This window comes from Streptomyces sp. NPDC107559 (assembly GCF_055657365.1).
This window is the reverse complement of the sequence record NZ_JBVKBD010000001.1, coordinates 1,358,898-1,380,788: the sequence shown is the minus strand read 5'-3', so window position 1 is coordinate 1,380,788 and position 21,891 is coordinate 1,358,898. Positions and strand designations below refer to the sequence as shown.

General features: G+C 70.3%; 16 protein-coding genes. 2 read left to right on the top strand and 14 right to left on the bottom strand.

Going from position 1 to position 21,891, the window contains the following annotated elements; all coding sequences use genetic code 11:
• Positions 1 to 3: 3 nt before the first annotated feature.
• The 12 genes from ACZ7OY_RS05905 to uvrC form a co-directional block, all read right to left on the bottom strand.
• Complete coding sequence (locus ACZ7OY_RS05905) at positions 4 to 972, bottom strand: hypothetical protein (RefSeq protein ID WP_471910206.1); 969 nt, start codon at positions 970 to 972, stop codon at positions 4 to 6.
• A 90-nt stretch (positions 973 to 1,062) separates the two neighbouring features.
• Complete coding sequence (pgi, locus tag ACZ7OY_RS05900) at positions 1,063 to 2,718, bottom strand: glucose-6-phosphate isomerase (protein WP_471910205.1); 1,656 nt, start codon at positions 2,716 to 2,718, stop codon at positions 1,063 to 1,065.
• Between the two features lie 210 nt (positions 2,719 to 2,928).
• Positions 2,929 to 3,216 (bottom strand): RNA polymerase-binding protein RbpA, encoded by a 288-nt coding sequence (locus ACZ7OY_RS05895; RefSeq protein ID WP_037668570.1) that lies wholly within the window; start codon positions 3,214 to 3,216, stop codon positions 2,929 to 2,931.
• A 257-nt stretch (positions 3,217 to 3,473) separates the two neighbouring features.
• On the bottom strand, positions 3,474 to 3,704 hold the full coding sequence (gene secG, locus ACZ7OY_RS05890) for a preprotein translocase subunit SecG (RefSeq protein ID WP_471910381.1): 231 nt from the start codon (positions 3,702 to 3,704) through the stop codon (positions 3,474 to 3,476).
• A gap of 162 nt (positions 3,705 to 3,866) precedes the next feature.
• Positions 3,867 to 4,643 carry a triose-phosphate isomerase gene (gene tpiA / locus ACZ7OY_RS05885; protein ID WP_471910204.1) on the bottom strand — a complete coding sequence of 259 codons (777 nt, stop codon included), beginning with the start codon at positions 4,641 to 4,643 and terminating at the stop codon, positions 3,867 to 3,869.
• Positions 4,644 to 4,649: 6 nt separating this feature from the next.
• The gene (locus ACZ7OY_RS05880) at positions 4,650 to 5,861 is read right to left on the bottom strand and encodes a phosphoglycerate kinase (RefSeq protein WP_471910203.1); all 1,212 of its coding nucleotides are present in this window, start codon (positions 5,859 to 5,861) and stop codon (positions 4,650 to 4,652) included.
• Positions 5,862 to 5,985: 124 nt separating this feature from the next.
• Positions 5,986 to 6,996 (bottom strand): type I glyceraldehyde-3-phosphate dehydrogenase, encoded by a 1,011-nt coding sequence (gene gap, locus ACZ7OY_RS05875; RefSeq protein ID WP_471910202.1) that lies wholly within the window; start codon positions 6,994 to 6,996, stop codon positions 5,986 to 5,988.
• A gap of 190 nt (positions 6,997 to 7,186) precedes the next feature.
• Positions 7,187 to 10,144, bottom strand: coding sequence for a M14 family metallopeptidase (locus ACZ7OY_RS05870; RefSeq protein ID WP_471910201.1), 2,958 nt, complete (start codon positions 10,142 to 10,144; stop codon positions 7,187 to 7,189).
• Positions 10,145 to 10,292: 148 nt separating this feature from the next.
• Positions 10,293 to 11,282, bottom strand: a complete 990-nt coding sequence (gene whiA / locus ACZ7OY_RS05865) for a DNA-binding protein WhiA (RefSeq protein ID WP_152889933.1) — start codon at positions 11,280 to 11,282, stop codon at positions 10,293 to 10,295.
• A complete protein-coding gene (locus ACZ7OY_RS05860) occupies positions 11,273 to 12,340 on the bottom strand; it encodes a gluconeogenesis factor YvcK family protein (protein ID WP_351612638.1) in 1,068 nt (355 codons plus the stop codon). Before ACZ7OY_RS05860 ends, whiA begins: the two co-directional genes overlap by 10 nt.
• Positions 12,337 to 13,473, bottom strand: a complete 1,137-nt coding sequence (gene rapZ, locus ACZ7OY_RS05855) for an RNase adapter RapZ (RefSeq protein ID WP_471910200.1) — start codon at positions 13,471 to 13,473, stop codon at positions 12,337 to 12,339. The genes ACZ7OY_RS05860 and rapZ overlap by 4 nt, the downstream gene beginning before the upstream one ends.
• Positions 13,470 to 15,593, bottom strand: a complete 2,124-nt coding sequence (gene uvrC, locus ACZ7OY_RS05850) for an excinuclease ABC subunit UvrC (protein ID WP_471910199.1) — start codon at positions 15,591 to 15,593, stop codon at positions 13,470 to 13,472. The genes rapZ and uvrC overlap by 4 nt, the downstream gene beginning before the upstream one ends.
• A 428-nt stretch (positions 15,594 to 16,021) precedes the next feature.
• On the opposite strand from uvrC, the gene ACZ7OY_RS05845 reads away from it, so the two are divergent.
• Positions 16,022 to 16,981: a hypothetical protein gene (locus ACZ7OY_RS05845; protein ID WP_471910198.1), complete on the top strand. Its 960-nt coding sequence runs from the start codon at positions 16,022 to 16,024 to the stop codon at positions 16,979 to 16,981.
• A gap of 26 nt (positions 16,982 to 17,007) precedes the next feature.
• Here the strand turns inward: ACZ7OY_RS05845 and ACZ7OY_RS05840 are convergent, their stop codons facing one another.
• Positions 17,008 to 17,427: a Rieske (2Fe-2S) protein gene (locus ACZ7OY_RS05840; protein WP_471910197.1), complete on the bottom strand. Its 420-nt coding sequence runs from the start codon at positions 17,425 to 17,427 to the stop codon at positions 17,008 to 17,010.
• A 235-nt stretch (positions 17,428 to 17,662) separates the two neighbouring features.
• Between ACZ7OY_RS05840 and ACZ7OY_RS05835 the strand changes: the two genes are divergently transcribed.
• Positions 17,663 to 18,616: a carbohydrate kinase family protein gene (locus tag ACZ7OY_RS05835; RefSeq protein ID WP_471910196.1), complete on the top strand. Its 954-nt coding sequence runs from the start codon at positions 17,663 to 17,665 to the stop codon at positions 18,614 to 18,616.
• A gap of 36 nt (positions 18,617 to 18,652) precedes the next feature.
• On the opposite strand, the gene uvrA is transcribed toward ACZ7OY_RS05835, so the two are convergent.
• Complete coding sequence (uvrA, locus tag ACZ7OY_RS05830) at positions 18,653 to 21,691, bottom strand: excinuclease ABC subunit UvrA (RefSeq protein ID WP_471910195.1); 3,039 nt, start codon at positions 21,689 to 21,691, stop codon at positions 18,653 to 18,655.
• Positions 21,692 to 21,891 lie beyond the last annotated feature (200 nt).

Genomic DNA, 21,891 nt, shown 5'->3' with positions numbered 1-21,891 from the left:
CGGTCAACGGCCGTACGGGTTCCGGCCGTTGCGGGGCTGCCGCGGGGGCGAGGGCGGGGGGTACGCGTTGCCCGGAGGGTAGGGGCTGCCCTGGCCGTACGGGTTCCCTGCCGGATACGGGCTTCCCGGAGGATACGGACTCCCTTGGCCGTAGGGGTTTCCCTGGCCGTAGGGGTTCCCTTGGCCGTACGGATTCCCCTGGGGCGGTACGTACGTCTGCCGCGGCGGCGGCAGCGTCGCGGGGTGTGCGCCGAGCCGGATGCCGTAGCGCCGCTTGAGACGGCCCAGCTCCAGCAGGGAGACGGCCGTGACCGTGACCGGGGCGCCCAGGATGAAGACCACGCCCAGTCGCAGACCGAGGCCGTGCAGATCGCCGGTGACGAGGTCCGGTACGGCCATCAGCCAGGTCGTCACCGTGGCCAGCAGCGGCGGCAGGGCGCGGTGCACCGCCGCGGTGCCGAAGAAGTTCGCCGTGATCCGCAGCGCGCCCGCGCCCACGAACCCGACCATCCACAGTGCCAGGAGGCCGATCGGGATGATCGCGAAACTGCCGCTCATCGCGCTCGCGCCCTGCAACAGCAGCACCGTCGCGACCACCGAGCCGACGAAGAGCAGCAGCAGCTTGAGCGCGTTCACCAGGAACGGGCGCAACTGGCGTACCGTGCCGCCGCGACGCCAGACGTAGAGCATCACACCGACCGTCACCGGCGTCACGAACAGCAGCACCGCGGCCGCGATCAGCGTGTTCTCCATCATCTCCGTGAGGGCCAGGCCGCCTTCGACGAAGGTGTAGACACCGATGGCCGCGACCGCGCCCGCGACCACCCGCACGCGCTTGAGCCGCTCCACGGTCGCATCCAGCGACTCCGGGATCCACGCGGGATGCAACAGCACCCGGGCGACCTTGTGGGGCTTCAGGAAGGAGCCGCCCCGCAGCCTTCCGCCCGTCCAACTCCCTCTGGCACCAGCCACCTTGCACTCCCCCGAGCCACGGCCGTGATGATCGCCGGGGAGTCTACGGGAAGCGGGCGGCCGCGCGCCGCCCGCTTCCCGCAGCGGTGGTCACTTCCGGTCGCGCAGCCCCCGGTACGCGGTGACGAGGGTCTGGGTGGAGGTGTCGAGGCCGGGGACCTCGGCGCCCTCGGTCAGGGCCGGTTCGATCCGCTTGGCGAGGACCTTGCCGAGCTCGACGCCCCACTGGTCGAAGGAGTCGATGTTCCACACCGCGCCCTGGACGAACACCTTGTGCTCGTAGAGGGCGACGAGCTGGCCGAGGACCGAGGGGGTCAGCTCGCGCGCCAGGATCGTGGTGGTGGGGTGGTTGCCGTGGAACGTCTTGTGCGCGACCAGTTCCTCGGGGACACCCTCCGCGCGGACCTCCTCCGGCGTCTTGCCGAAGGCCAGCGCCTGGGTCTGGGCGAAGAAGTTGGCCATCAACAGGTCGTGCTGGGCCTTGAGTTTGTCGCTCAGTTCACCGACCGGCTCGGCGAAGCCGATGAAGTCGGCCGGGATGAGCTTGGTGCCCTGGTGGATCAACTGGTAGTAGGCGTGCTGCCCGTTGGTGCCGGGGGTGCCCCAGACCACCGGCCCGGTCTGCCAGTCCACCGGGTTGCCCTCGCGGTCCACCGACTTGCCGTTGGACTCCATGTCCAGCTGCTGGAGGTAGGCGGTGAACTTGGAGAGGTAGTGCGAGTAGGGCAGCACCGCGTGCGACTGGGCGTCGTGGAAGTTGCCGTACCAGATGCCCAGCAGGCCCAGCAGCAGCGGGGCGTTGGCCTCGGCGGGGGCGGTGCGGAAGTGCTCGTCGACCAGGTGGAAGCCGTCGAGCATCTCGCGGAAGCGGTCCGGTCCGATGGCGATCATCAGGGAGAGACCGATCGCCGAGTCGTACGAGTAGCGGCCGCCGACCCAGTCCCAGAACTCGAACATGTTGGCCGTGTCGATGCCGAACTCGGTGACCTTCCCGGCGTTCGTGGACAGGGCCACGAAGTGCCTGGCGACCGCCTTCTCCTCGCCGCCCAGCCCCTTCAGCAGCCAGTCGCGGGCCGAGGTGGCGTTGGTGATGGTCTCGATCGTGGTGAACGTCTTCGACGCGACGATGAACAGCGTCTCCGCCGGGTCGAGGTCGCGCACGGCCTCGTGCAGGTCGGCGCCGTCCACGTTGGACACGAAACGGACGGTCAGCGCGCGGTCGGTGAAGGCGCGCAGCACCTCGTACGCCATCGCCGGGCCGAGGTCGGAGCCGCCGATGCCGATGTTCACGACGTTCTTGATGCGCCGGCCGGTGTGGCCGGTCCACTCGCCCGAGCGGATCCGGTCGGCGAAGGCGGCCATCCGGTCGAGGACGGCGTGCACACCGGGCACCACGTTCTCGCCGTCGACCTCGACCACCGCGTCCCGGGGAGCGCGCAGCGCGGTGTGCAGGACCGCCCGGTCCTCGGTGGTGTTGATCTTCTCGCCGCGGAACATCGCGTCCCGCAGCCCGAACACGTCGGTGGCGGCGGCCAGCTCGCGCAGCAGCCGCAGCGTCTCGTCGGTGACGAGGTGCTTGGAGTAGTCGATGTACAGGTCACCGACCTGGAGCGTGTAGCCGCTGCCCCGGCCGGGGTCACCGGCGAACAGATCCCGCAGACCGGTGTCGGCGAGCTCCTCGCGGTGCTTGGCCAGAGCGGTCCACTCGGGCGTCTGATTGAGCCTGGAACGGCCGTCTGCGTTCATATCCGACTTCAGCCTTCTTTCCTGCCTGTCCCGCTGCGTACCTTGCCCCGCTGCCGCATCCAACCTAATTGATCAGTTGAGCGGCGGCGCAACTACAGGTACGTCCGGCTGACGTGTTGGTGTCAGCACGGTGCGGGAACGGAAGAAGGCCAGGCGGAGAAGACATCGGGTCCGGCCGGACACCTTGCGATGTCCGACCGAACCCGGTCGTCAGATCTCGCCCCGCAGCTTGGCGAGCGCCTCGGCGAGGATCGCCTCGCCGTCCGCGTCGCTGCGCCGCTCCCGCACATACGCCAGATGCGTCTTGTAGGGCTCGGTGCGCGGCGGGTCCGGGGGGTTGTCCCGGTCCTGGCCGGCCGGGAAGCCGCAGCGCGGGCAGTCCCAGTTGTCGGGCACCTGTGCGTCACTGGCGAAGCTGGGCTGCGTCTCGTGCCCGTTGGAGCACCAGAAGGAGATGCGCAGCCGCGGCGCTGACTCGCCGCGTTCGGCCTCGCCCATCGGCCCCGCCCCGACCCGGCTTCCTCGGATCGCGTTGCCACTTGCCACGGTGTAACTCCCTGCGTGATGGTGCCGCGAAGCGAGTCGGCGTTTCGCCTCACTGCGAGCGCCTCAGTCTACGTAAGGCCCAACGCGCGTCCAGTGATTGGAGTTACCGCCCCCACACCCAGACGCAAGCCCCATGATAGGCCGCGCTCAGCGGCGCGTACCGAACATGGGGCGTTACGCACGAAACGCGCTCGCGCGCACTCCGTCGATCAGCTGTTGCCCTTCATCAGGATGCCGAGCACGATGATGCACGCGAACCACAGCACACCGATCACGATGGTGATGCGGTCGAGGTTGCGCTCGGCGACCGAGGAGCCGCCGACGGACGACTGCATGCCGCCACCGAACATGTCGGAGAGGCCGCCGCCCTTCCCCTTGTGCATCAGCACCAGAAGCATCATCAGCAGGCTGAAGACGATCAGGGCGATCGAGAACCCCAAAACCACGGCTGGACCAACTTCCTCGGAACTGGATTGACGACGGGGGCCGGACTCGTGAAGGAGTCCCGGCCCCCGCAAGGGTACGACGGATCGCCGCTAGCGCCTACTCACCGGCCGATCCACCGGCGACCCGGGGCGCCCGGTTCACCGGTCGTGGCCGGTTCACTGGTCGCGGAAGCGGACGATCTTGACGAACTCGTCCACGTCCAGCGAGGCACCGCCGACCAGGGCACCGTCGATGTCGGCCTGCGCCATGATCTCGGCGACGTTGCCCGACTTCACGGAGCCGCCGTACTGGATGCGGACCTTGTCGGCCAGTTCCTGCGAGTACAGCTCGGCGAGCTTGCCGCGGATGGCCGCGCAGACCTCCTGCGCGTCCTGCGCACCGCAGACCTTGCCGGTGCCGATGGCCCAGACCGGCTCGTAGGCGATCACGACGGACTCGGCCTGCTCGGCCGGGAGGTCCTTCAGACCGCCCTCGACCTGCGCGAGGGTGTGGGTGACGTGGTTGCCCGCCTCGCGGACGTCGAGCTCCTCGCCGACGCACAGGATGGGGGTCAGGCCGTGCTTGTAGGCGGCCTTGACCTTGGCGTTCACGATCTCGTCGGTCTCATGGTGGTACTGGCGGCGCTCGGAGTGACCGATGGCCACGTACGTGCACTTCAGCTTGGCCAGCATCGAGCCGGAGATCTCGCCGGTGTAGGCGCCGGAGTCGTGCGCCGAGAGGTCCTGGGCACCGTACTTGATCTTGAGCTTGTCGCCGTCGACCAGCGTCTGCACCGAGCGCAGGTCGGTGAACGGCGGCAGGACGGTGACCTCGACGGCGTCGTAGTCCTTGTCGGCGAGGGCGAAGGCGAGCTTCTGGACGTGGGCGATGGCCTCGAGGTGGTTGAGGTTCATCTTCCAGTTGCCCGCCATCAGCGGCGTGCGAGTGGTCATACGGGGTCAGTCCTCCAGTGCGGCGAGGCCGGGGAGCGTCTTGCCCTCGAGGTATTCGAGGGAGGCGCCACCACCGGTCGAGATGTGGCCGAATGCGTTCTCGTCGAAACCGAGGGTGCGCACCGCGGCGGCGGAGTCGCCGCCGCCGACGACGGTGAAGCCCTTGGAGTCGACCAGGGCCTGGGCGACCGCCTTGGTGCCCTCGGCGTAGTCGGGGTGTTCGAAGACGCCCATGGGACCGTTCCAGAACACGGTCTCGGCGTCGGCGAGCTTGGCTGCGTAGAGGGCGCCGGTCTGCGGACCGATGTCCAGGCCGAGCTGTCCCTCGGGCATCTTGTCCGCGTCGACGGCGGTGTGCTCGGTGGCGGCCTTGGCCTTCAGGTCCGGGAATCCCGGGGAGACCACGACGTCGACCGGGAGCACCAGCTCGACGCCCTGCTTCTCGGCGCGCTCCATGTACTCGGTGACGGCCGGGATCTGGTCCTCCTGGAGCAGCGAGGTGCCGACCTCGTAGCCCTTGGCCTTGAGGAAGGTGAAGGCCATGCCGCCGCCGATCAGGATGCGGTCGGCCTTGCCGAGCAGCTGGTCGATGACGGCGAGCTTGTCGGAGACCTTGGAGCCGCCGAGCGCGACGACGTAGGGGCGCGCGACGTCCTCGGTGAGCTTCTTCAGGACGCCGACCTCGGTGGCGATGAGGTAGCCGGCGTAGTGCGGCAGGCGGGCCGGCAGGTCGTACACGGAGGCGTGCTTGCGGTGCACGGCGCCGAAGCCGTCGCCGACGTAGACGTCGGCCAGGGCGGCGAGCCGGTCGGCGAACTCGCCGCGCTCGGCGTCGTCCTTGGCCGTCTCACCGGCGTTGAAGCGCAGGTTCTCGATGACCGCGACCTGGCCGGGCTGGAGGCCGTCCACGGCGTCGTGGGCGGCGGGGCCGACGGTGTCCTGCGCGAACGCGACCGGGGCGCCCAGGAGTTCGGCGAGCCGCTCGGCGGCGGGCAGCAGGGAGAAGGCGGGGTCCGGGGCGCCCTTGGGGCGGCCCAGGTGCGAGGCCACGATCACCTTGGCGCCCGCCTGCGCGAGGGCCTTGACGGTGGGCAGGACGGCGCGGATGCGGCCGTCGTCGGTGATCACGCCGTCGGCCAGCGGCACGTTGAGGTCGGCGCGGACGAAGACCCGCTTGCCGTCCACGCCGGAGGCGAGAAGTTCGTCGATCGTCTTCATGTAGGGGACTCCCGAGAGGGCTCGTGTTCGGAAGAGGGTTGATCTGCACGCGAGTCAGGGCTCGGACAGCGCGCCTGTGCGCTGCCCGAGCCCTGCACTCACATCGAAGTGTCTGATCCGGTGATCAGAGCTGGTCGCCGACGAAGACCGTCAGGTCGACGAGGCGGTTGGAGTAGCCCCACTCGTTGTCGTACCAGCCGAGGATCTTCACCGTGTTGCCCTCCTGGACCATGGTCAGGGAGGAGTCGAAGGTGCAGGAGGCCGGGTCGCTGACGATGTCCGAGGAGACGATCGGGTCCTCGGTGTACGCCAGGAAGCCCTTGAGGTCGCCGTCCTCGGAGGCCTTCTTGAACGCGGCGTTGACCTCGTCGCGGGTGACCTCGCGCTGGAGCGTCACGACCAGGTCGGTGGCCGAGCCGGTCGGGACCGGGACGCGCATGGCGATGCCGTCGAGCTTGCCCTTGAGCTGGGGCAGGACCAGGGCGGTGGCCTTGGCGGCACCCGTCGTGGTCGGGATGATGTTCTCGGCGGCGGCGCGGGCGCGGCGCAGGTCCGAGTGCGGGAAGTCCAGGATGCGCTGGTCGTTGGTGTACGCGTGAACCGTCGTCATCAGGCCCTTGACGATGCCGAAGTTCTCGTCGAGAACCTTGGCCATCGGCGCCACGCAGTTGGTGGTGCAGGAGGCGTTGGAGATGATGTTGTGGTTCGCCGGGTCGTACTGGTCCTGGTTGACGCCCATCACGATGGTGATGTCCTCGTCCTTGGCCGGAGCCGAGATGAGGACCTTCTTGGCGCCGCCGGCGATGTGCTTCTCGGCGTCGGCCTTCTTGGTGAAGATGCCCGTCGACTCGATGACGATGTCGACACCGAGCTCGCCCCACGGGATGTCGGCGGGGTTGCGCTCGGACAGGACCTTGATGGTGTGGCCGTCGACGGTGATCGTGTCGGCGGTGTGCGACACCTCGGCCTTCAGACGGCCGAGGATGGTGTCGTACTTGAGCAGGTGCGCGGTCGTCGCGGTGTCACCCAGGTCGTTGACAGCCACGATCTCGATGTCAGCACCCTGCTCCAGCAGCGCGCGGAAGTAGTTACGACCGATGCGGCCAAAGCCGTTGATGCCTACGCGGATCGTCACGAACCGATCTCCTCGTTGGTACGCCGGTTGCGACACCGGCGAGCTAAATGGGATGTCCCCGACCGCCTACGACCCTACCCCTCGCAGACCCCCGGAGTGACATTGAGACGCCCCATACACGGCGAGGCGGTCCGTACCCGCCAGTAGGGGTACGGACCGCCCGCTTCGATCATGCGATCGTCACCCGGTGTTATCCGCCGAGTGCCTTGAGCGCCTTGCCGATCAGGGCCGTTCGGTCGGCCGCCGCGGTGACGTGTTCCAGGCCGAAACCGAGCAGCACGGTGTCGTGGGTGGTGACCGCTCCATATGTGCGGAACAGCGCTCCGGTGCGCGCCCAGTCCTTGAGGACGGCGGGGCTGCCCGCGGGCGGCCCGCTGACCTGCCAGGCGCCCAGGGACGTCTCGAAGCCCTCGGTCTGGGTGGCGGTGCCGCCGACGACGAGCGCCAGGTCGTCGGCGAGGACGCCGTGTCCGCCGCTGCCCGGGTCGGTGACATAGGCGAGGGAGACCTCGACGGACCGGCCGGCGTACGCGCTCAGGTCGAAGTCGACCTGCTGCCAGCCGGCGGAGGCACCGGTGAAGGCGTTCCAGGAGCCGCTGGTGCCGGTGGCGGTGCAGCCGCTCGACGCCAGCGTCAGATAGTGCTTCAGCCAGGGGTGTTCACCGATGTAGAAGCCCGCGCCGCACTCCGCCGGGACCGCGGTGCCGGTGGCGCCGCCCGCCTCGGGCAGCGTCGTCCAGTCCTCGCCGCCCACCGTGTGCGCCTCGACGACGGCGTTGTCGTAGCCCGGTTCGGTGTCCCACAGCAGCCGGCCGTGCAGGGTGGGTTTGTCGGCGGCGCTGACGCCGGTGAGGTCGACGGTGCGGGTGAGGCGCTTGTAGGCGTCGTCGGTGTGCACCGCGGCCGCCATCCCCGAACCGCTGTACGGCCCGTAGGGGTTGACGGTGCCGGCGAACTGGCCCGCGCCCGCGCTCGCGAACTGCGGGTAGCCGGCCGTGGGCAGCTCGTCGGAGGTGACCCCGTAGGTACCGGCCCGGTCGAGCGGGTTGCCGGCCGCGGCGCCGAGCGCGCCCCCGGCGCCGGCCAGGGCCCCGGAGCCGGTGAAGCCGGTGGCTCCGGGCGTCGACGTACGCGAGTAGGCGCCCAGGTAGTACTGGCTGAAGTCGTTCGAGAGCGTGCCGTCGCCGAGGTCCACGCTGCCGCCGGCCTGCTCGCCCGCCTCGATCAGCCTGCCGCCCTCGTTGAGGTAGGCGCGCAGTTGGAGCTGGGTGGGGTTGCCCGGCCGTCCTGCGCCCGTGTAGTGGACGACCGTACGGAAGTGGTCCAGCACGCCGAGCGCGTCGGGGGCGCCCTGGGTGGCGACGTCCCAGACGACCGCCTTGCGGCCGTTGGCCTTCAGGGCGTCCACGTACGTCTGCGCCTGTACCGCGCTCGCGCCCTCCTCGGCGACGACGAGCGTGTCGGCCTTGGCCCGTTCGGCGACGGTGTACGTGAAGTGCTCGCCGGCGGTGGGTTTCCCGTTCCGGGACCTGCCGGTGAACCACACCTCGACCTTGTCGCCCGGTGCGGCGCCCCGGACCTTGGCGCGGTACTCGTCGAAGTAGAGGTTGTCGTCCCCGCCGTAGGTCTCGCCGCCCTTCCAGGGCCGGAGCGCCTGGTCGTGGGTACGGCCGCCGTTGACGCGGTACCTGAGCTCCTTGTCGCGGACCGACCTGCGGACGACGACGGAGACCTCCTGGTCGGCGCCGCGCGCGTACGACGTCGGGAACGCGGCCGGGGTGAAGTCTGCGGCGGTCAGGCCGACCGAGGACGAGGGCCGGTCGGGATGGGCCGCGGTCTCGGCGACGGAGAGCGCGAACGGCACGTTCTTGGTGAACTCCTGCTGGATCAGCTTCTCGTCGTCCGGGAAGTTGAAGACCGACTGGCAGTCGGAGGCGTTCCAGGTGTCGTTCGGGTCGAGGTTGGAGGCGGTCTGGCAGGTCGACATCTCGGGGGTGAACATCGCCATGCCGTTGACGTTGCCGGCGTGTCCGTCCGCCTCGCCGTTGGTGGTGTAGAGCTCCGAGGAGACCTGCGGGTGGTAGCCCGGGACCGCGGAGTTGTCGGGGGTGCCGGCCAGTGCCTTGTACAGGACGTCGTCCGGGGTCGGCGTGGCGACCTGCCAGCCGACGCCGTAGAGGAGCAACTCGGCGGCCGAGTGGTAGTTGATGCCGTACGTGAAGCCGATGCGCTTCTCGAACGCGTCCAGCGCCTTCGTCTCGGGCTCGGAGGCCGGGGCCGCGCCGCGGTAGGTCTCGCTGGTGGGGTTGGGGGACGAGCCCTCGTCGTCGTAGCCCCACTTGTAGGCGAAGTTGCGGTTGAGGTCGACGCCGTCGCCGGTGCTGATGACGCCGTCGCCGTTGACGTCCCGCAGGTTCTTGCGCCACAGGCGGGTGTCGCTGTTCCGGAAGGTGTAGTCGTAGCCGTCGGGGTTGGCCGACAGCACGAACCACAGCTCGGTGGAGTCGACGATCTTCCTGACCCGCTGGTCGGTCGTGTAGTTGTCCAGGTAGTAGTGCAGCAGCCGCCTGGTCATCTCCGGCGTGATCCACTCGCGTGCGTGCTGGTTGGACATGTACAGCACGGAGGGCTTGGAGCCGTCCCGGGACTTCTTGGCGCCCTTGGTCAGTTTGAGCGCGAGGATGTCCTGGCCGCCGACCGTCCTGCCGATGGAGACGACCTTGGTGAGGCCGGGGTTCTCCTGGCCGGTCCTGACGATCTCCTCCTTCAGGCCGCCGCTGGCGCTGTACGGGCGGAACACGTGCTCGGCGGCGGCCGCGACGCGGTTCTCCGCCCTGGCCGAGAGGGTGTGCTCGGTGAGGTCGACGCCCTGCCGCTCCAGCTTCCGCGCCTGGTCGTCGGTGAGGTAGACCTCGACGTCGGCCGTGCCCTGGTCGGGTGTCTGTCCGGCGAGTTCCTGGCCGTCCTGTCCGGCGGCCAGCAGCAGGGGTAACTGCTGCTTGGTGATCTCGGCGCGGTACACCTTGACCTCGTCCGGTCCGGACGTGGGCGCCGGGTGTCCGCTCTGTGCCTGGGCGATGGGTGCGATGCTCGCTCCGCCGATCAGGAGCGCGCCGACAGCGAGGATCGATCTCGCTCTGTGTCTCATGAACCCCCCTAGCAGTGGTCCGCCACGACGACGAACACCTGCCAGGCTCATGACACTTCATGATCCAGTCAAGAGTGCATCAAAGACGGACAAACGCCGGTGCCCGGACCCCTCGGGCAGGGGCACCGGCGTGTCGGCCGCGGCCGGATCAGCCGACCAGGTTGTCGGCCAGGTCCTCGGAGATGTTGGCCTCGGTGCCCGGGATGCCCAGATCGGAGGCCCGCTTGTCGGCCATCGCCAGCAGCCGGCGGATCCGGCCGGCGACCGCGTCCTTGGTCAGCGGCGGGTCGGCGAGCGCGCCCAGCTCCTCCAGGGAGGCCTGCTTGTGCTCCATGCGCAGCCGGCCCGCGGCCGCCAGGTGCTCGGGCACCTCGTCGGCGAGGATCTCCAGGGCACGCTGGACGCGGGCGCCCGCGGCGACGGCCGCACGGGCCGAGCGGCGCAGATTGGCGTCGTCGAAGTTGGCGAGGCGGTTCGCCGTGGCGCGCACCTCGCGGCGCATCCGGCGCTCCTCCCAGGCCAGCACGGACTCGTGCGCGCCGAGCCGGGTCAGCAGCGCGCCGATCGCGTCGCCGTCCCGGACGACGACCCGGTCCACCCCGCGGACCTCGCGGGCCTTCGCCGCGATGGACAGCCGCCGGGCGGCGCCGACCAGGGCGAGGGCGGCCTCCGGACCCGGGCAGGTCACCTCCAGGGACGACGAGCGGCCGGGTTCGGTCAGCGAGCCGTGCGCCAGGAACGCCCCGCGCCAGGCCGCCTCGGCGTCACAGGTGGCCCCGGAGACCACCTGCGGAGGCAGCCCGCGGATCGGGCGGCCGCGGCCGTCCACCAGGCCGGTCTGCCGGGCCAGCTGGTCGCCGCCCGCGACCACCCGCACCACGTAGCGCGAGCCGCGGCGCAGGCCGCCCGGCGCCATCACGATCAGCTCGGAAGTGTGGCCGAAGATCTCCAGGACGTCGCGCTTGAGCCGGCGCGCCGCCATCGCGGTGTCCAGCTCCGCCTCGATCACGATGCGCCCGCTCACCAGGTGAAGGCCGCCGGCGAACCGCAGGATGGCGGAGACCTCCGCCTTTCTGCAGCAGGTCCGGGTGACGGGGAGCCGGGAGATCTCATCCTTCACCGCTGCCGTCATCGCCATGGGCCGATCCTTCCATGCATCCGAAAAATACGGTCGTACGCGGCGGCGAGGAGCTCCGGGTCGTGCCGCGAAGTCCCATCGGCCCGGGCCACCGGCGCCAGCTCGACCGCGGCCCCGAACCGGTTGGCGGCTTCGGTCAGCGAGTCGCGGTCGGGCACGGCGGCCTCGTCGGCCAGCACCACGTCCAGGGCGAGTTTAGGGGCGTGTCGTCCCAAAACCTCCAAATGACGCTGCGGGGAGAACCCTTCGGTTTCTCCGGGCTGCGGTGCGAGGTTCAGGGAGAGTACCCGGCGCGCCTTGGTCTGCGTGAGCGCGTCCAGCAGTTCCGGCACCAGCAGGTGCGGGATGACCGAGGAGAACCAGGAGCCGGGGCCGAGCACCACCCAGTCCGCGTCCAGGACCGCGGCGACGGCCTCGGGCACGGCGGGCGGGTCGTTCGGCACGAGGTGCACGGACTGCACCTCGCCGGGTGTGAGGGCGACCGTCGCCTGGCCGCGCACGGTGTCCATGTCTTCGGGCCGGTCCGGGTCGTGGCCGCGGACCAGGGCCTGGAGTTCCAGCGGCACGGCGGACATGGGCAGCACCCGCCCGTGCGCGCCGAGCAGCTTGCCGACCAGGTCCAGGGCCTGCACATGGTCGCCGAGCTGCTCCCACAGGGCGACGATCAGCAGATTGCCGACCGCGTGCTCGTGCAGGTCGCCCTTGGACTCGAAGCGGTGCTGGATGACGCGGGCCCAGGTCTGGCCCCAGTCGTCGTCGCCGCACAGCGCGGCCAGCGCCTTGCGCAGGTCGCCGGGCGGCAGCACGCCGAGCTCGTCGCGCAGACGTCCGCTGGAGCCACCGTCGTCGGCCACGGTGACGACGGCGGTGAGGTCGCCGGTGATCCGGCGCAGCGCGGCGAGCGAGGCGGACAGGCCCATGCCGCCGCCGAGGGCGACGACCTTGGGCTGGGCGCCGCGACGGCGGGGCTTGCCGCCGCGGGCCTCGACCGGCCGGTTCACACGCCCGTCGGGTACCCCCCGGCGCAGTCGGCCCAGTCGCAGAGTTCGTGCCGTCATTCCCGTCCCATGTCCCGGTGTACGACCACCGTCTCCACACCCTCGGCCGCAAGGCGCGCGGCAAGTTTCTCCGACATCGCGACCGAACGGTGCTTCCCGCCCGTACAGCCGACCGCGATCGTCACATAGCGCTTGCCCTCACGGCGATAGCCCGCGGCAACCAGTTGGAGGAGCTCCGCGTAGCGGTCGAGGAACTCCTTCGCGCCGGGCTGGTTGAAGACGTACGCCGCCACCTCCTCGTTGACCCCGGTGAAGGGGCGCAGCTCGGGGACCCAGTGCGGGTTGGGCAGGAAGCGCATGTCCACGACCAGGTCGGCGTCGACCGGGAGACCGTACTTGAAGCCGAAGGACATGACGGTGGCCCGCAGCTCGGGCTCCTCCTCGCCGGCGAACTGGGCGTCCATCTTGGCGCGCAGCTCGTGCACGTTCAGGCTGGAGGTGTCGATCACCAGGTCGGCGTCGCCGCGCAGCTCGCGCAGCAGCTCGCGCTCGGCGGCGATGCCGTCGACGATCCGGCCGTCGCCCTGGAGCGGGTGCGGGCGGCGCACCGACTCGAAGCGGCGCACCAGGGCGTCGTCCGAGGACTCCAGGAAGACGACCCGGTGCGTGACGCCCCGGACGTCGAGGTCGGCGAGGGACTCGCGGAGGTTGTCGAAGAAGCGGCGTCCGCGCACGTCGACGACGACCGCGATCCGGGCCACGTTGCCCTGCGAGCGGGCGCCGAGCTCCACCATGGTGGGGATCAGGGCCGGCGGGAGGTTGTCGACGACGAACCAGCCGAGGTCCTCCAGACACTTGGCGGCCGTCGAGCGTCCGGCCCCCGACATGCCGGAGATGATCACCAGCTCGGGGATGACCGCGTCCGGGCTCCCGGTCGGTGTGCTGTCGGTACTCACCTGTGCTCCGTCTTCATGGCGTGCGTCGTGCGGCCCGTCCTGCCCGGGTGCGTCCTGCTGGGGTGCATCCTGCCTGGCCGCATCCTGCTGGGGTGCGTCCTGCTGGGGTGCATCCTGCCTGGCCGCATCCTGCTGGGGTGCGTCCTGCTGGGGTGCATCCTGCCTGGCGGAATTGTCGCTCGTCCTCGCGGGCGTGCGTTCTCGGTCCGCTGTGGGCTGCGTCTCGTGGTCGGTCATGGTTCCTGCCCCCGTCGTTCGTCGGAGACGCCCGCGGTCACGGGGTCCCCAGGAGCGTCCGCCGTCGTCTCGGGCGCCCCGGCTTCGTGGTCTTCTTCCATGATCTCTCCAGTGGCCGTGTTCACGGCGGGCGCGGCCGGAGCCGCCTGGGCGAGGGTCACGGCGATGGTCTCGGCCGTCTTGCGGCCTATGCCCTGAACCTCGCAGATCTCGTCGATGGTCGCGGAGCGCAGTTTCTTCACCGACCCGAAGTGCTTGATCAGTGCCTGCTTGCGGGTCTCGCCCAAACCCGGTACGTCGTCCAGGGGGCCGGCCCGGAAGCGCTTGGCACGCTTGGTGCGCTGATAGGTGATCGCGAAGCGGTGGGCCTCGTCACGTACACGCTGGAGCAGGTAGAGGCCCTCGCTGGTGCGGGGCAGGACGACCGGGTCGTCCTCCCCCGGCAGCCAGACCTCCTCCAGGCGCTTGGCCAGGCCGCAGACGGCGATGTCGTCGATGCCGAGCTCGTCCAGGGCCCGCTTGGCCGCCGCGACCTGCGGCTGACCGCCGTCGACGACGACGAGCTGGGGCGGGTAGGCGAAGCGCTTGGGCCGCCCGTCCTCCTCGGTGAGGGGGTGCGTCCCGTTCGTCCCGCCGCCGACGCCACCGCCGGCATCGCCGTCGCCGTCGCTCCCGCCGGCCTGTTCGTCGGCCGTGCCTTCGGCCCACTCCCCCGTCCGCTCCTTCTCCACGAGGTAGCGCCGGAACCGGCGGGTGATCACCTCGTGCATGGAGCGGACGTCGTCCTGGCCCTCGAAGCCCTTGATCTGGAAGCGGCGGTACTCGCCCTTGCGCTGCAACCCGTCCTCGAAGACGACCATCGACGCGACCACGTCGTCACCCTGGAGGTGGGAGACGTCGTAGCACTCGATCCTGAGGGGCGCGCTGTCCAGTTCGAGGGCGTCCGCGATCTCCTCCAGGGCGCGTGAGCGCGTGGTCAGGTCGGAGGCCCGCTTGGTCTTGTGCAGGACGAGCGCACCCTGGGCGTTGCGCTCGACCGTCTCCATCAGGGCCCGCTTGTCGCCGCGCTGCGGGATGCGCAGGGACACCTGGGAGCCACGGCGTCCGGTCAGCCACTCCTGCACGGGCTCCACCGGCTCGGGCAGGGCCGGTACGAGGACCTCCTTGGGGACGGCGTCCCCGCTCTCCTCGCCGTAGAGCTGCTGGAGCGCGTGCTCCACGAGAGCGCCGGTGGTGACCTCCTCCACCTTGTCGGTCACCCAGCCGCGCTGGCCGCGCACGCGCCCGCCGCGGACGTGGAAGATCTGGACCGCCGCCTCCAGCTCGTCCTCCGCGACCGCGATGAGGTCGGCGTCGGTCGCGTCCGCGAGCACGACCGCGTTCTTCTCCATGGCCTTTCTCAGGGCCTCGATGTCGTCGCGCAGGCGGGCGGCCCGCTCGTACTCCATCTCCTCGGCCGCCTCCGTCATCTGCCGTTCCAGACGGCGGAGGTAGGTGCCGGTACGGCCGGTCATGAAGTCGCAGAAGTCCTCGGCCAGTTCGCGGTGCTCCTCGGCGGAGACACGTCCCACACACGGCGCCGAACACTTGCCGATGTAGCCGAGCAGACAGGGGCGGCCGGTGCGGGAGGCGTTCTTGAAGACGCCCGCCGAGCAGGTGCGCACGGGGAAGACGCGCAGCAGCAGGTCGACGGTGTCGCGGATGGCCCACGCGTGCACATAGGGACCGAAGTAGCGCACGCCCTTCTTCTTGTGACCGCGCATCACCTGCACGCGCGGGAACTCCTCGTTCATCGTCACCGCGAGATACGGGTAGCTCTTGTCGTCGCGGTACTTGACGTTGAACCGGGGGTCGTACTCCTTGATCCAGGAGTACTCCAGCTGGAGCGCCTCGACCTCCGTGGACACGACGGTCCACTCCACGGACGCGGCGGTGGTCACCATCGTCCGGGTGCGCGGGTGCAGTCCCGCCAGGTCCTGGAAGTAGTTCGCCAGGCGCTGGCGCAGGCTCTTCGCCTTGCCGACGTAGATCACCCGGCGGTGCTCGTCGCGGAACCTGTACACCCCGGGAGAGTCCGGGATCTGTCCCGGCTTGGGGCGGTAGCTGGAGGGGTCGGCCATGTCTCACACCCTACTGGCGAGGGGCGACACTCCGGCGGGGCTGTGGACAACGTCGGCCGAGGTCCCGGTCGGGCGAGCGCCGCCACCCCGGTCACCCGGGGTGGCGTTGCGAGTACGCACAGTGCGAACACCGGGGACCGCACGGGCGCTGCGACCGGGCGCGCCTTACCCCCTCGCGCGCCCTCCGAGGGGCTCGTCACGGCCTGCTGCCGGGCGGCGACGGCACGGTGCGGACTCGGCCAGGAGTGCGCCGCGGTTGGGCATCAGGTGTTGTCGGGACTTGGTCAACACGCTTCAATGCGGGGGAACTCGGGGCCGTGCACGGCGGCGTACGGGCGTGACGACTCCCGACGCACGCCGGGCGGCCCCGGCTTCGCTCCCGCGAACGGTCTGACCAGCCGTTGTGACATTCACAGAAAGGCCCCTGCATGCCGCACGCCACACAGCACGCGGACGTCGCCGCCGACGTCGCCATCGCGGAACTGGACACGGCCCTGCGAGGCGGCCCCTTCCACGTCGCGCTGCGGGCCGCGATCGCGGCCCGCGGACTGCCGCTGCAACGTGTACAGCACCATCTCTCCCGCTACGGCGTGAAGGTCGGCGTCACCAGCCTGAGCTACTGGCAGCAGGGCGCCCGCCGCCCGCAGCGCCCCGAGTCGCTGCGGGCAGTCCGGGCCCTGGAGGAGATCCTGCAACTCCCGGACGAGTCCCTCATACGTCTGCTCGCCGAATCCGAGGACGGCACCCACGGCGACCGGCCCTCGTCCCGCTCCTACCGCTCCTTCGTCGCGGCTTCGGGAGTACTCGAACATCTGCTGGCCGAACTGGAGTGCCCCGTCGACAACGGACTGGACTCCCTGGGTCACCACGAACGGGTGCGGATCGGCGCGCGGGGCGAGCTCCTGGGGCGCGAGTCGCACCACATCGTGCGGGCCCACCGTGACGGCGTCGACCGCTTCGTGGCCGTCCACCACGGCGACCAGGGCTGCGCGCCGGAGCGGATGACGGTGCGGGCCCTGGAGAACTGCCGCACGGGACGCGTCCGCCGGCATCACGACACCGGGGTGCTCGTGGCCGAGCTGCTCTTCGACACCCGGCTGCGCTCCGGTGACACGTTCCTCTTCCGCTACGCCGTCGAGGACGGTACGGCCGGAGCCTCCCGCGAGTACCTGCGCGAGTTCGGCATGGCGGGCGGACAGTACGCCCTGGAGGTGTGCTTCGACGGGCACACGCTGCCGGTGCGCTGCCATCGGTTCACCCAGCATTCCGCGGCGGCCCCGCGCAGCGGCCGCCAGGGGCTGGCGCTCAGTCCGCAGCACCGCTCGGTGCATCTCGTCGAGCCGCGGGTGCGGGCGGGACTCGTGGGCATCGGATGGGACTGGGAGTGAGCGCGGGGGCCCGGCGCCTGCTGTGATCAGGCCGCGGGCCCCGCGACGATCCGGCCGTCCTTGACCTCGACCGTCAGTTCCGTCAGCGGCACGGTGGCCGGGGCGTGCACCACCTTGCCCGTCAGCGCGTCGAACCGGCTGCCGTGACAGGGGCAGACCAGGGTGGTCCCCTCCAGCTTGTTGATGGGGCACAGCGCGTGCGTGCAGATCGTGCTGTACGCCTTGAGGGTGCCGTCCTCACGCCGGCCGACCACCACGTTGTGGTCCCGGTACAGCTTGGCGCCGCCCGCGGCGATCTCGCTCTCCGTTCCGACCTGGACCGGTGCGGTCGGCACGGCGGGCGAGGTCTGCCCGGTCGCACAGGCGGCGAGGCCGAACCCGGCGACGGGCGCGGCGGCCGCCCCTCGCAGAAGGGTGCGGCGGCTCGGGACGGGACGGCCGGACATGAGGATCTCCACGGGTCGGGGGCGGTACCTTCCGACCCTAACGGAGGACATCGTTCCGGTCGGACGCGAGGACGGGGCACCGCGCGGGACGCTCGCACAGGCGTTTTGCGCCGGGGGCCGGATGGGATACGTTCCCGGCTGCGTCGGCCGGCCGGAGCAGCCCGCCCGGCCGCAGCAGCAAGCCCGGCCCCCACGGGCCGGACGGCCCTCACCGCCGCGGAAAGGACCCGGACTCGTGATCGTCGTCGCCGGTGAGGCACTGATCGACCTGGTACCGCAGGGGCCCGGCGCCCTGGCGGGCCTGACACCGGTGCCGGGCGGTGGTCCCTACAACACCGCCGTGGCCCTCGGCCGTCTCGGCTCCCCCACGGCCTTCTGCTCCCGTATCTCCTACGACGCCTTCGGCGAGGCGCTGCTCGACGGGCTGCGCCGGGCAGGGGTGGACGTGTCGGCCGTGCAGCGCGGCACGGAGCCGACCACACTGGCCGCCGCGACGCTCGACGCGAGCGGCTCGGCCGCCTACTCCTTCTATGTCGAAGGCACCGCCGACCGGCTGTTCACGGCGCCGGACCGGCTGCCCGAAGGGACCCGGGCGGTGTCCTTCGGGACCTGTTCCCTGGTCCTCGAACCCGGCGCGAGCGCCTACGCGGAACTGTTGCGCTCCGCGTCCGGGCAGGGCCTGTTCACCACCCTGGACCCGAACATCCGGCCGGGTCTGATTCCCGACGCGGACGCCTACCGGGCGCGGTTTCGGAGCTGGCTGCCGTCGGTCACGCTCCTCAAGCTGTCCGAGGACGACGCCCGTTGGCTCGGCGGCACCCCCGGCGAGTGGCTCGCGGCCGGTCCGTCGGCCGTCGTGGTCACGCGCGGCGCTGCCGGACTCACCGTCTTCACCCGGGACGGCGGGGAGTACTCCGTGCCGGGTGAGAAGGCCGACGTCGTGGACACCATCGGCGCCGGGGACACGGTGAACGCGGCACTGCTGCACGGCCTGTCCGTCCAGGACGCGCTCTCCCCCGGGGCGTCGGCCGCGCTGGGCGCCGACGGCTGGACCCGGCTGCTGCGGTTCGCGGCACGTGCGGCCGCGCTCACCTGTTCCCGCGCGGGCGCGCAGCCCCCGTACGCCCACGAACTCGGCGATCTCCAGCGGGCGGTGCCCGGGTCTTCGCGGCCGCCGGGCCACCGATGACGGCGTCATCGGTGGCCCGGCGGTACGGACGACGGGTCAGGCCTTGCGGGCCCGTGCCGTCTTCTTCGCCGGTACGGCCTTCTTCGTGGCGCCCGCGGCCTTCTTCGTCGCCGTGTTGTTGGCGGTCGTGGTCGTTCTGACCGTGGCCGTCTTCTTCGTGGCCGACCTGGCGGCGACCGTCTTGGCGGCCGTCTTGCGGCGCGAGGCCTGCGCCGGGACGGCGTCGCTGATCCGGTCGGGGGACAGGATCTCGCGCAGGAACTTGCCGGTGTGGCTGGCCGGAACCCCGGCGACCTGCTCGGGCGTGCCCTCCGCGATGACGAGGCCACCGCCGGCGCCGCCCTCGGGACCCATGTCGACGACCCAGTCCGCGGTCTTGATCACGTCGAGGTTGTGCTCGATGACGATGACCGTGTTGCCCTTGTCGACCAGGCCGGACAGGACCTTCAGCAGCTTGCTGATGTCCTCGAAGTGCAGACCGGTGGTCGGCTCGTCCAGGACGTAGACCGTGCGACCGGTGGAGCGCTTCTGCAGCTCGCTGGCGAGCTTGACGCGCTGCGCCTCTCCGCCGGACAGGGTGGTGGCGGACTGACCGAGCCGGACATAGCCGAGGCCGACGTCCTTGAGGGTCCTGAGGTGCCGGGAGATCGCCGGGACGGCCTCGAAGAAGTCCGTCGCCTCCTCGATCGGCATGTTCAGCACGTCGGCGATGGACTTGCCCTTGTAGTGGACGTCCAGGGTCTCCCGGTTGTAGCGGGCGCCGTGGCAGACCTCGCACGGGACGTACACGTCCGGGAGGAAGTTCATCTCGATCTTGATGGTGCCGTCGCCCGCGCAGTTCTCGCAGCGGCCGCCCTTGACGTTGAAGGAGAAGCGGCCGGGCAGATAGCCCCGGACCTTCGCCTCGGTCGTCTCCGCGAACAGCTTGCGCACATGGTCGAAGACACCGGTGTACGTCGCCGGGTTCGACCGCGGGGTGCGGCCGATGGGCGACTGGTCGACGTGCACGACCTTGTCGACGAGGTCGTCGCCGTCCACGCGCGTGTGCCGTCCGGGCACGTTCCGCGCGCCGTTCAGCTCACGGGCCAGGTGGGTGTAGAGGATGTCGTTGACCAGGGTCGACTTGCCGGACCCGGACACGCCGGTGACCGCGGTGAACACGCCCAGCGGGAAGGACACGTCGATGTCCTGGAGGTTGTTCTCCCGGGCGCCGTGCACCGTGAGCTGCCGGGACGGGTCGAGCGGGCGCCTGATGTCGGGGACCGGGATGGCCTTCTTCCCGGACAGGTACTGCCCGGTCTGCGACTCCGCGTTGGCGAGCAGGCCCTTCAGGTCGCCGCTGTGCACGACCTTGCCGCCGTGTTCGCCCGCGCCGGGGCCGATGTCGACGACCCAGTCGGCGACCTTGATGGTGTCCTCGTCGTGCTCGACGACGATGAGCGTGTTGCCCATGTCGCGCAGCCGGACCAGGGTCTCGATCAGCCGGTGGTTGTCGCGCTGGTGCAGGCCGATGGACGGCTCGTCGAGGACGTAGAGGACGCCGACGAGTCCGGAGCCGATCTGGGTGGCCAGACGGATGCGCTGGGCCTCGCCGCCGGAGAGGGTGCCGGCCGCGCGGTTGAGCGAGAGGTAGTCCAGGCCGACGTCGACCAGGAACCGCAGCCGCTCGTTGACCTCCTTGAGCACGCGCTCGGCGATCTTCTTGTCGCGGGCGTTCAGCTTCAGTTCGCCCAGGAAGTCGGCGCAGTCGCTGATGGACATCGCGGAGACCTCGGCGATCGACTTCTCCATGACCGTGACCGCGAGGACGATCGGCTTCAGGCGCGTGCCTTGGCAGGTGGGGCAGGGCACCTCGCGCATATAGCCTTCGAAGCGCTCACGGCTGGCGTCGCTCTCGGCCTCGCTGTGCCGGCGCTTGACGAACGGGACGGCGCCCTCGAAAGCGGTCGTGTAGACACGCTCGCGCCCGTAGCGGTTGCGGTAGCGGACCTCGATCTGGGTCTTGTGGCCGTACAGCAGGGCCTTCCTGGCACGCTGCGGCAGGCCCGCGAAGGGGATGTCCGTCCGGAAGCCGAGCGCCTCCGCCAGGGCACCGATCAGCCGGCCGAAGTAGTCCTTGGTGTGCCCGTGCGACCAAGGGTGGATGGCGCCCTCGTCGAGGGACTTGTCCTCGTCCGGGACGATCAGTTCCGGGTCGACCTCCATGCGCGTGCCGATGCCGGTGCACTCGGGGCAGGCGCCGAAGGGCGAGTTGAAGGAGAAGGAGCGGGGCTCCAGCTCCTCGAAGGACAGGTCGTCGTACGGGCAGTACAGGTGCTCCGAGTACATGCGCTCGCGCTCGGGATCGTCCGCGGCGAGGTCCACGAAGTCGAGCACGACCATGCCGCCGGACAGGCCGAGGGCGGTCTCCACCGAGTCGGTGAGGCGGCGTTTGGCGGACTCCTTCACCGTGAGGCGGTCGATGACCACCTCGATGGTGTGCTTCTCCTGCTTCTTCAGTGCGGGCGGGTCGGAGAGCTGGATCGTCTCGCCGTCCACGCGGGCGCGGCTGTACCCCTTGGTCTGGAGGTCGGCGAACAGGTCGACGAACTCGCCCTTGCGCTCACGCACCAGCGGCGACAGCACCTGGAAGCGGCTCCCCTCCGGCAGCTCCAGGACCTTGTCGACGATGGCCTGCGGCGACTGGCGCGAGATCGGCCGACCGCACTCGGGACAGTGCGGCTTGCCGATGCGGGCGAAGAGCAGCCGGAGGTAGTCGTAGACCTCGGTGATGGTGCCGACCGTCGAACGCGGGTTGCGCGAGGTCGACTTCTGGTCGATGGAGACCGCCGGGGAGAGGCCTTCGATGAAGTCGACGTCCGGCTTGTCCATCTGGCCGAGGAACTGGCGGGCGTACGAGGAGAGCGACTCCACGTAACGGCGCTGCCCCTCGGCGAAGATCGTGTCGAAGGCCAGCGAGGACTTGCCCGACCCGGACAGGCCCGTGAAGACGATGAGCGAGTCTCGTGGAAGGTCGAGCGAGACATTCTTCAGGTTGTGCTCGCGCGCGCCACGGACGATGAGACGGTCGGCCACGCCGGTCCGCACCTTTCTTGAGAGAAGAGACAGGGGCGAGCCCCTGTGCTTCTCAGACTAGGGGGAGCCACTGACAACGCCGGTCGGATTCCAGGACGCATAACAATCCCCGCCCCTCCAGCATGCCCGACGCCGCACCCGACCATATAGCACGTGCATTCGATTTGTGGGCCCGGTCTGCATCCTTCACCCGAAGGAGT

Bases quoted from the DNA above. Each gene is read 5' to 3' on its own strand.
- pgi (WP_471910205.1), bottom strand. From the start codon at position 2,718: ATGAACGCAGACGGCCGTTCCAGGCTCAATCAGACGCCCGAGTGGACC.
- ACZ7OY_RS05895 (WP_037668570.1), bottom strand. From the start codon at position 3,216: ATGGGCGAGGCCGAACGCGGCGAGTCAGCGCCGCGGCTGCGCATCTCC.
- tpiA (WP_471910204.1), bottom strand. From the start codon at position 4,643: ATGACCACTCGCACGCCGCTGATGGCGGGCAACTGGAAGATGAACCTC.
- ACZ7OY_RS05880 (WP_471910203.1), bottom strand. From the start codon at position 5,861: ATGAAGACGATCGACGAACTTCTCGCCTCCGGCGTGGACGGCAAGCGG.
- ACZ7OY_RS05870 (WP_471910201.1), bottom strand. From the start codon at position 10,144: ATGAGACACAGAGCGAGATCGATCCTCGCTGTCGGCGCGCTCCTGATC.
- whiA (WP_152889933.1), bottom strand. From the start codon at position 11,282: ATGGCGATGACGGCAGCGGTGAAGGATGAGATCTCCCGGCTCCCCGTC.
- ACZ7OY_RS05860 (WP_351612638.1), bottom strand. From the start codon at position 12,340: ATGACGGCACGAACTCTGCGACTGGGCCGACTGCGCCGGGGGGTACCC.
- rapZ (WP_471910200.1), bottom strand. From the start codon at position 13,473: ATGACCGACCACGAGACGCAGCCCACAGCGGACCGAGAACGCACGCCC.
- uvrC (WP_471910199.1), bottom strand. From the start codon at position 15,593: ATGGCCGACCCCTCCAGCTACCGCCCCAAGCCGGGACAGATCCCGGAC.
- ACZ7OY_RS05845 (WP_471910198.1), top strand. From the start codon at position 16,022: ATGCCGCACGCCACACAGCACGCGGACGTCGCCGCCGACGTCGCCATC.
- ACZ7OY_RS05840 (WP_471910197.1), bottom strand. From the start codon at position 17,427: ATGTCCGGCCGTCCCGTCCCGAGCCGCCGCACCCTTCTGCGAGGGGCG.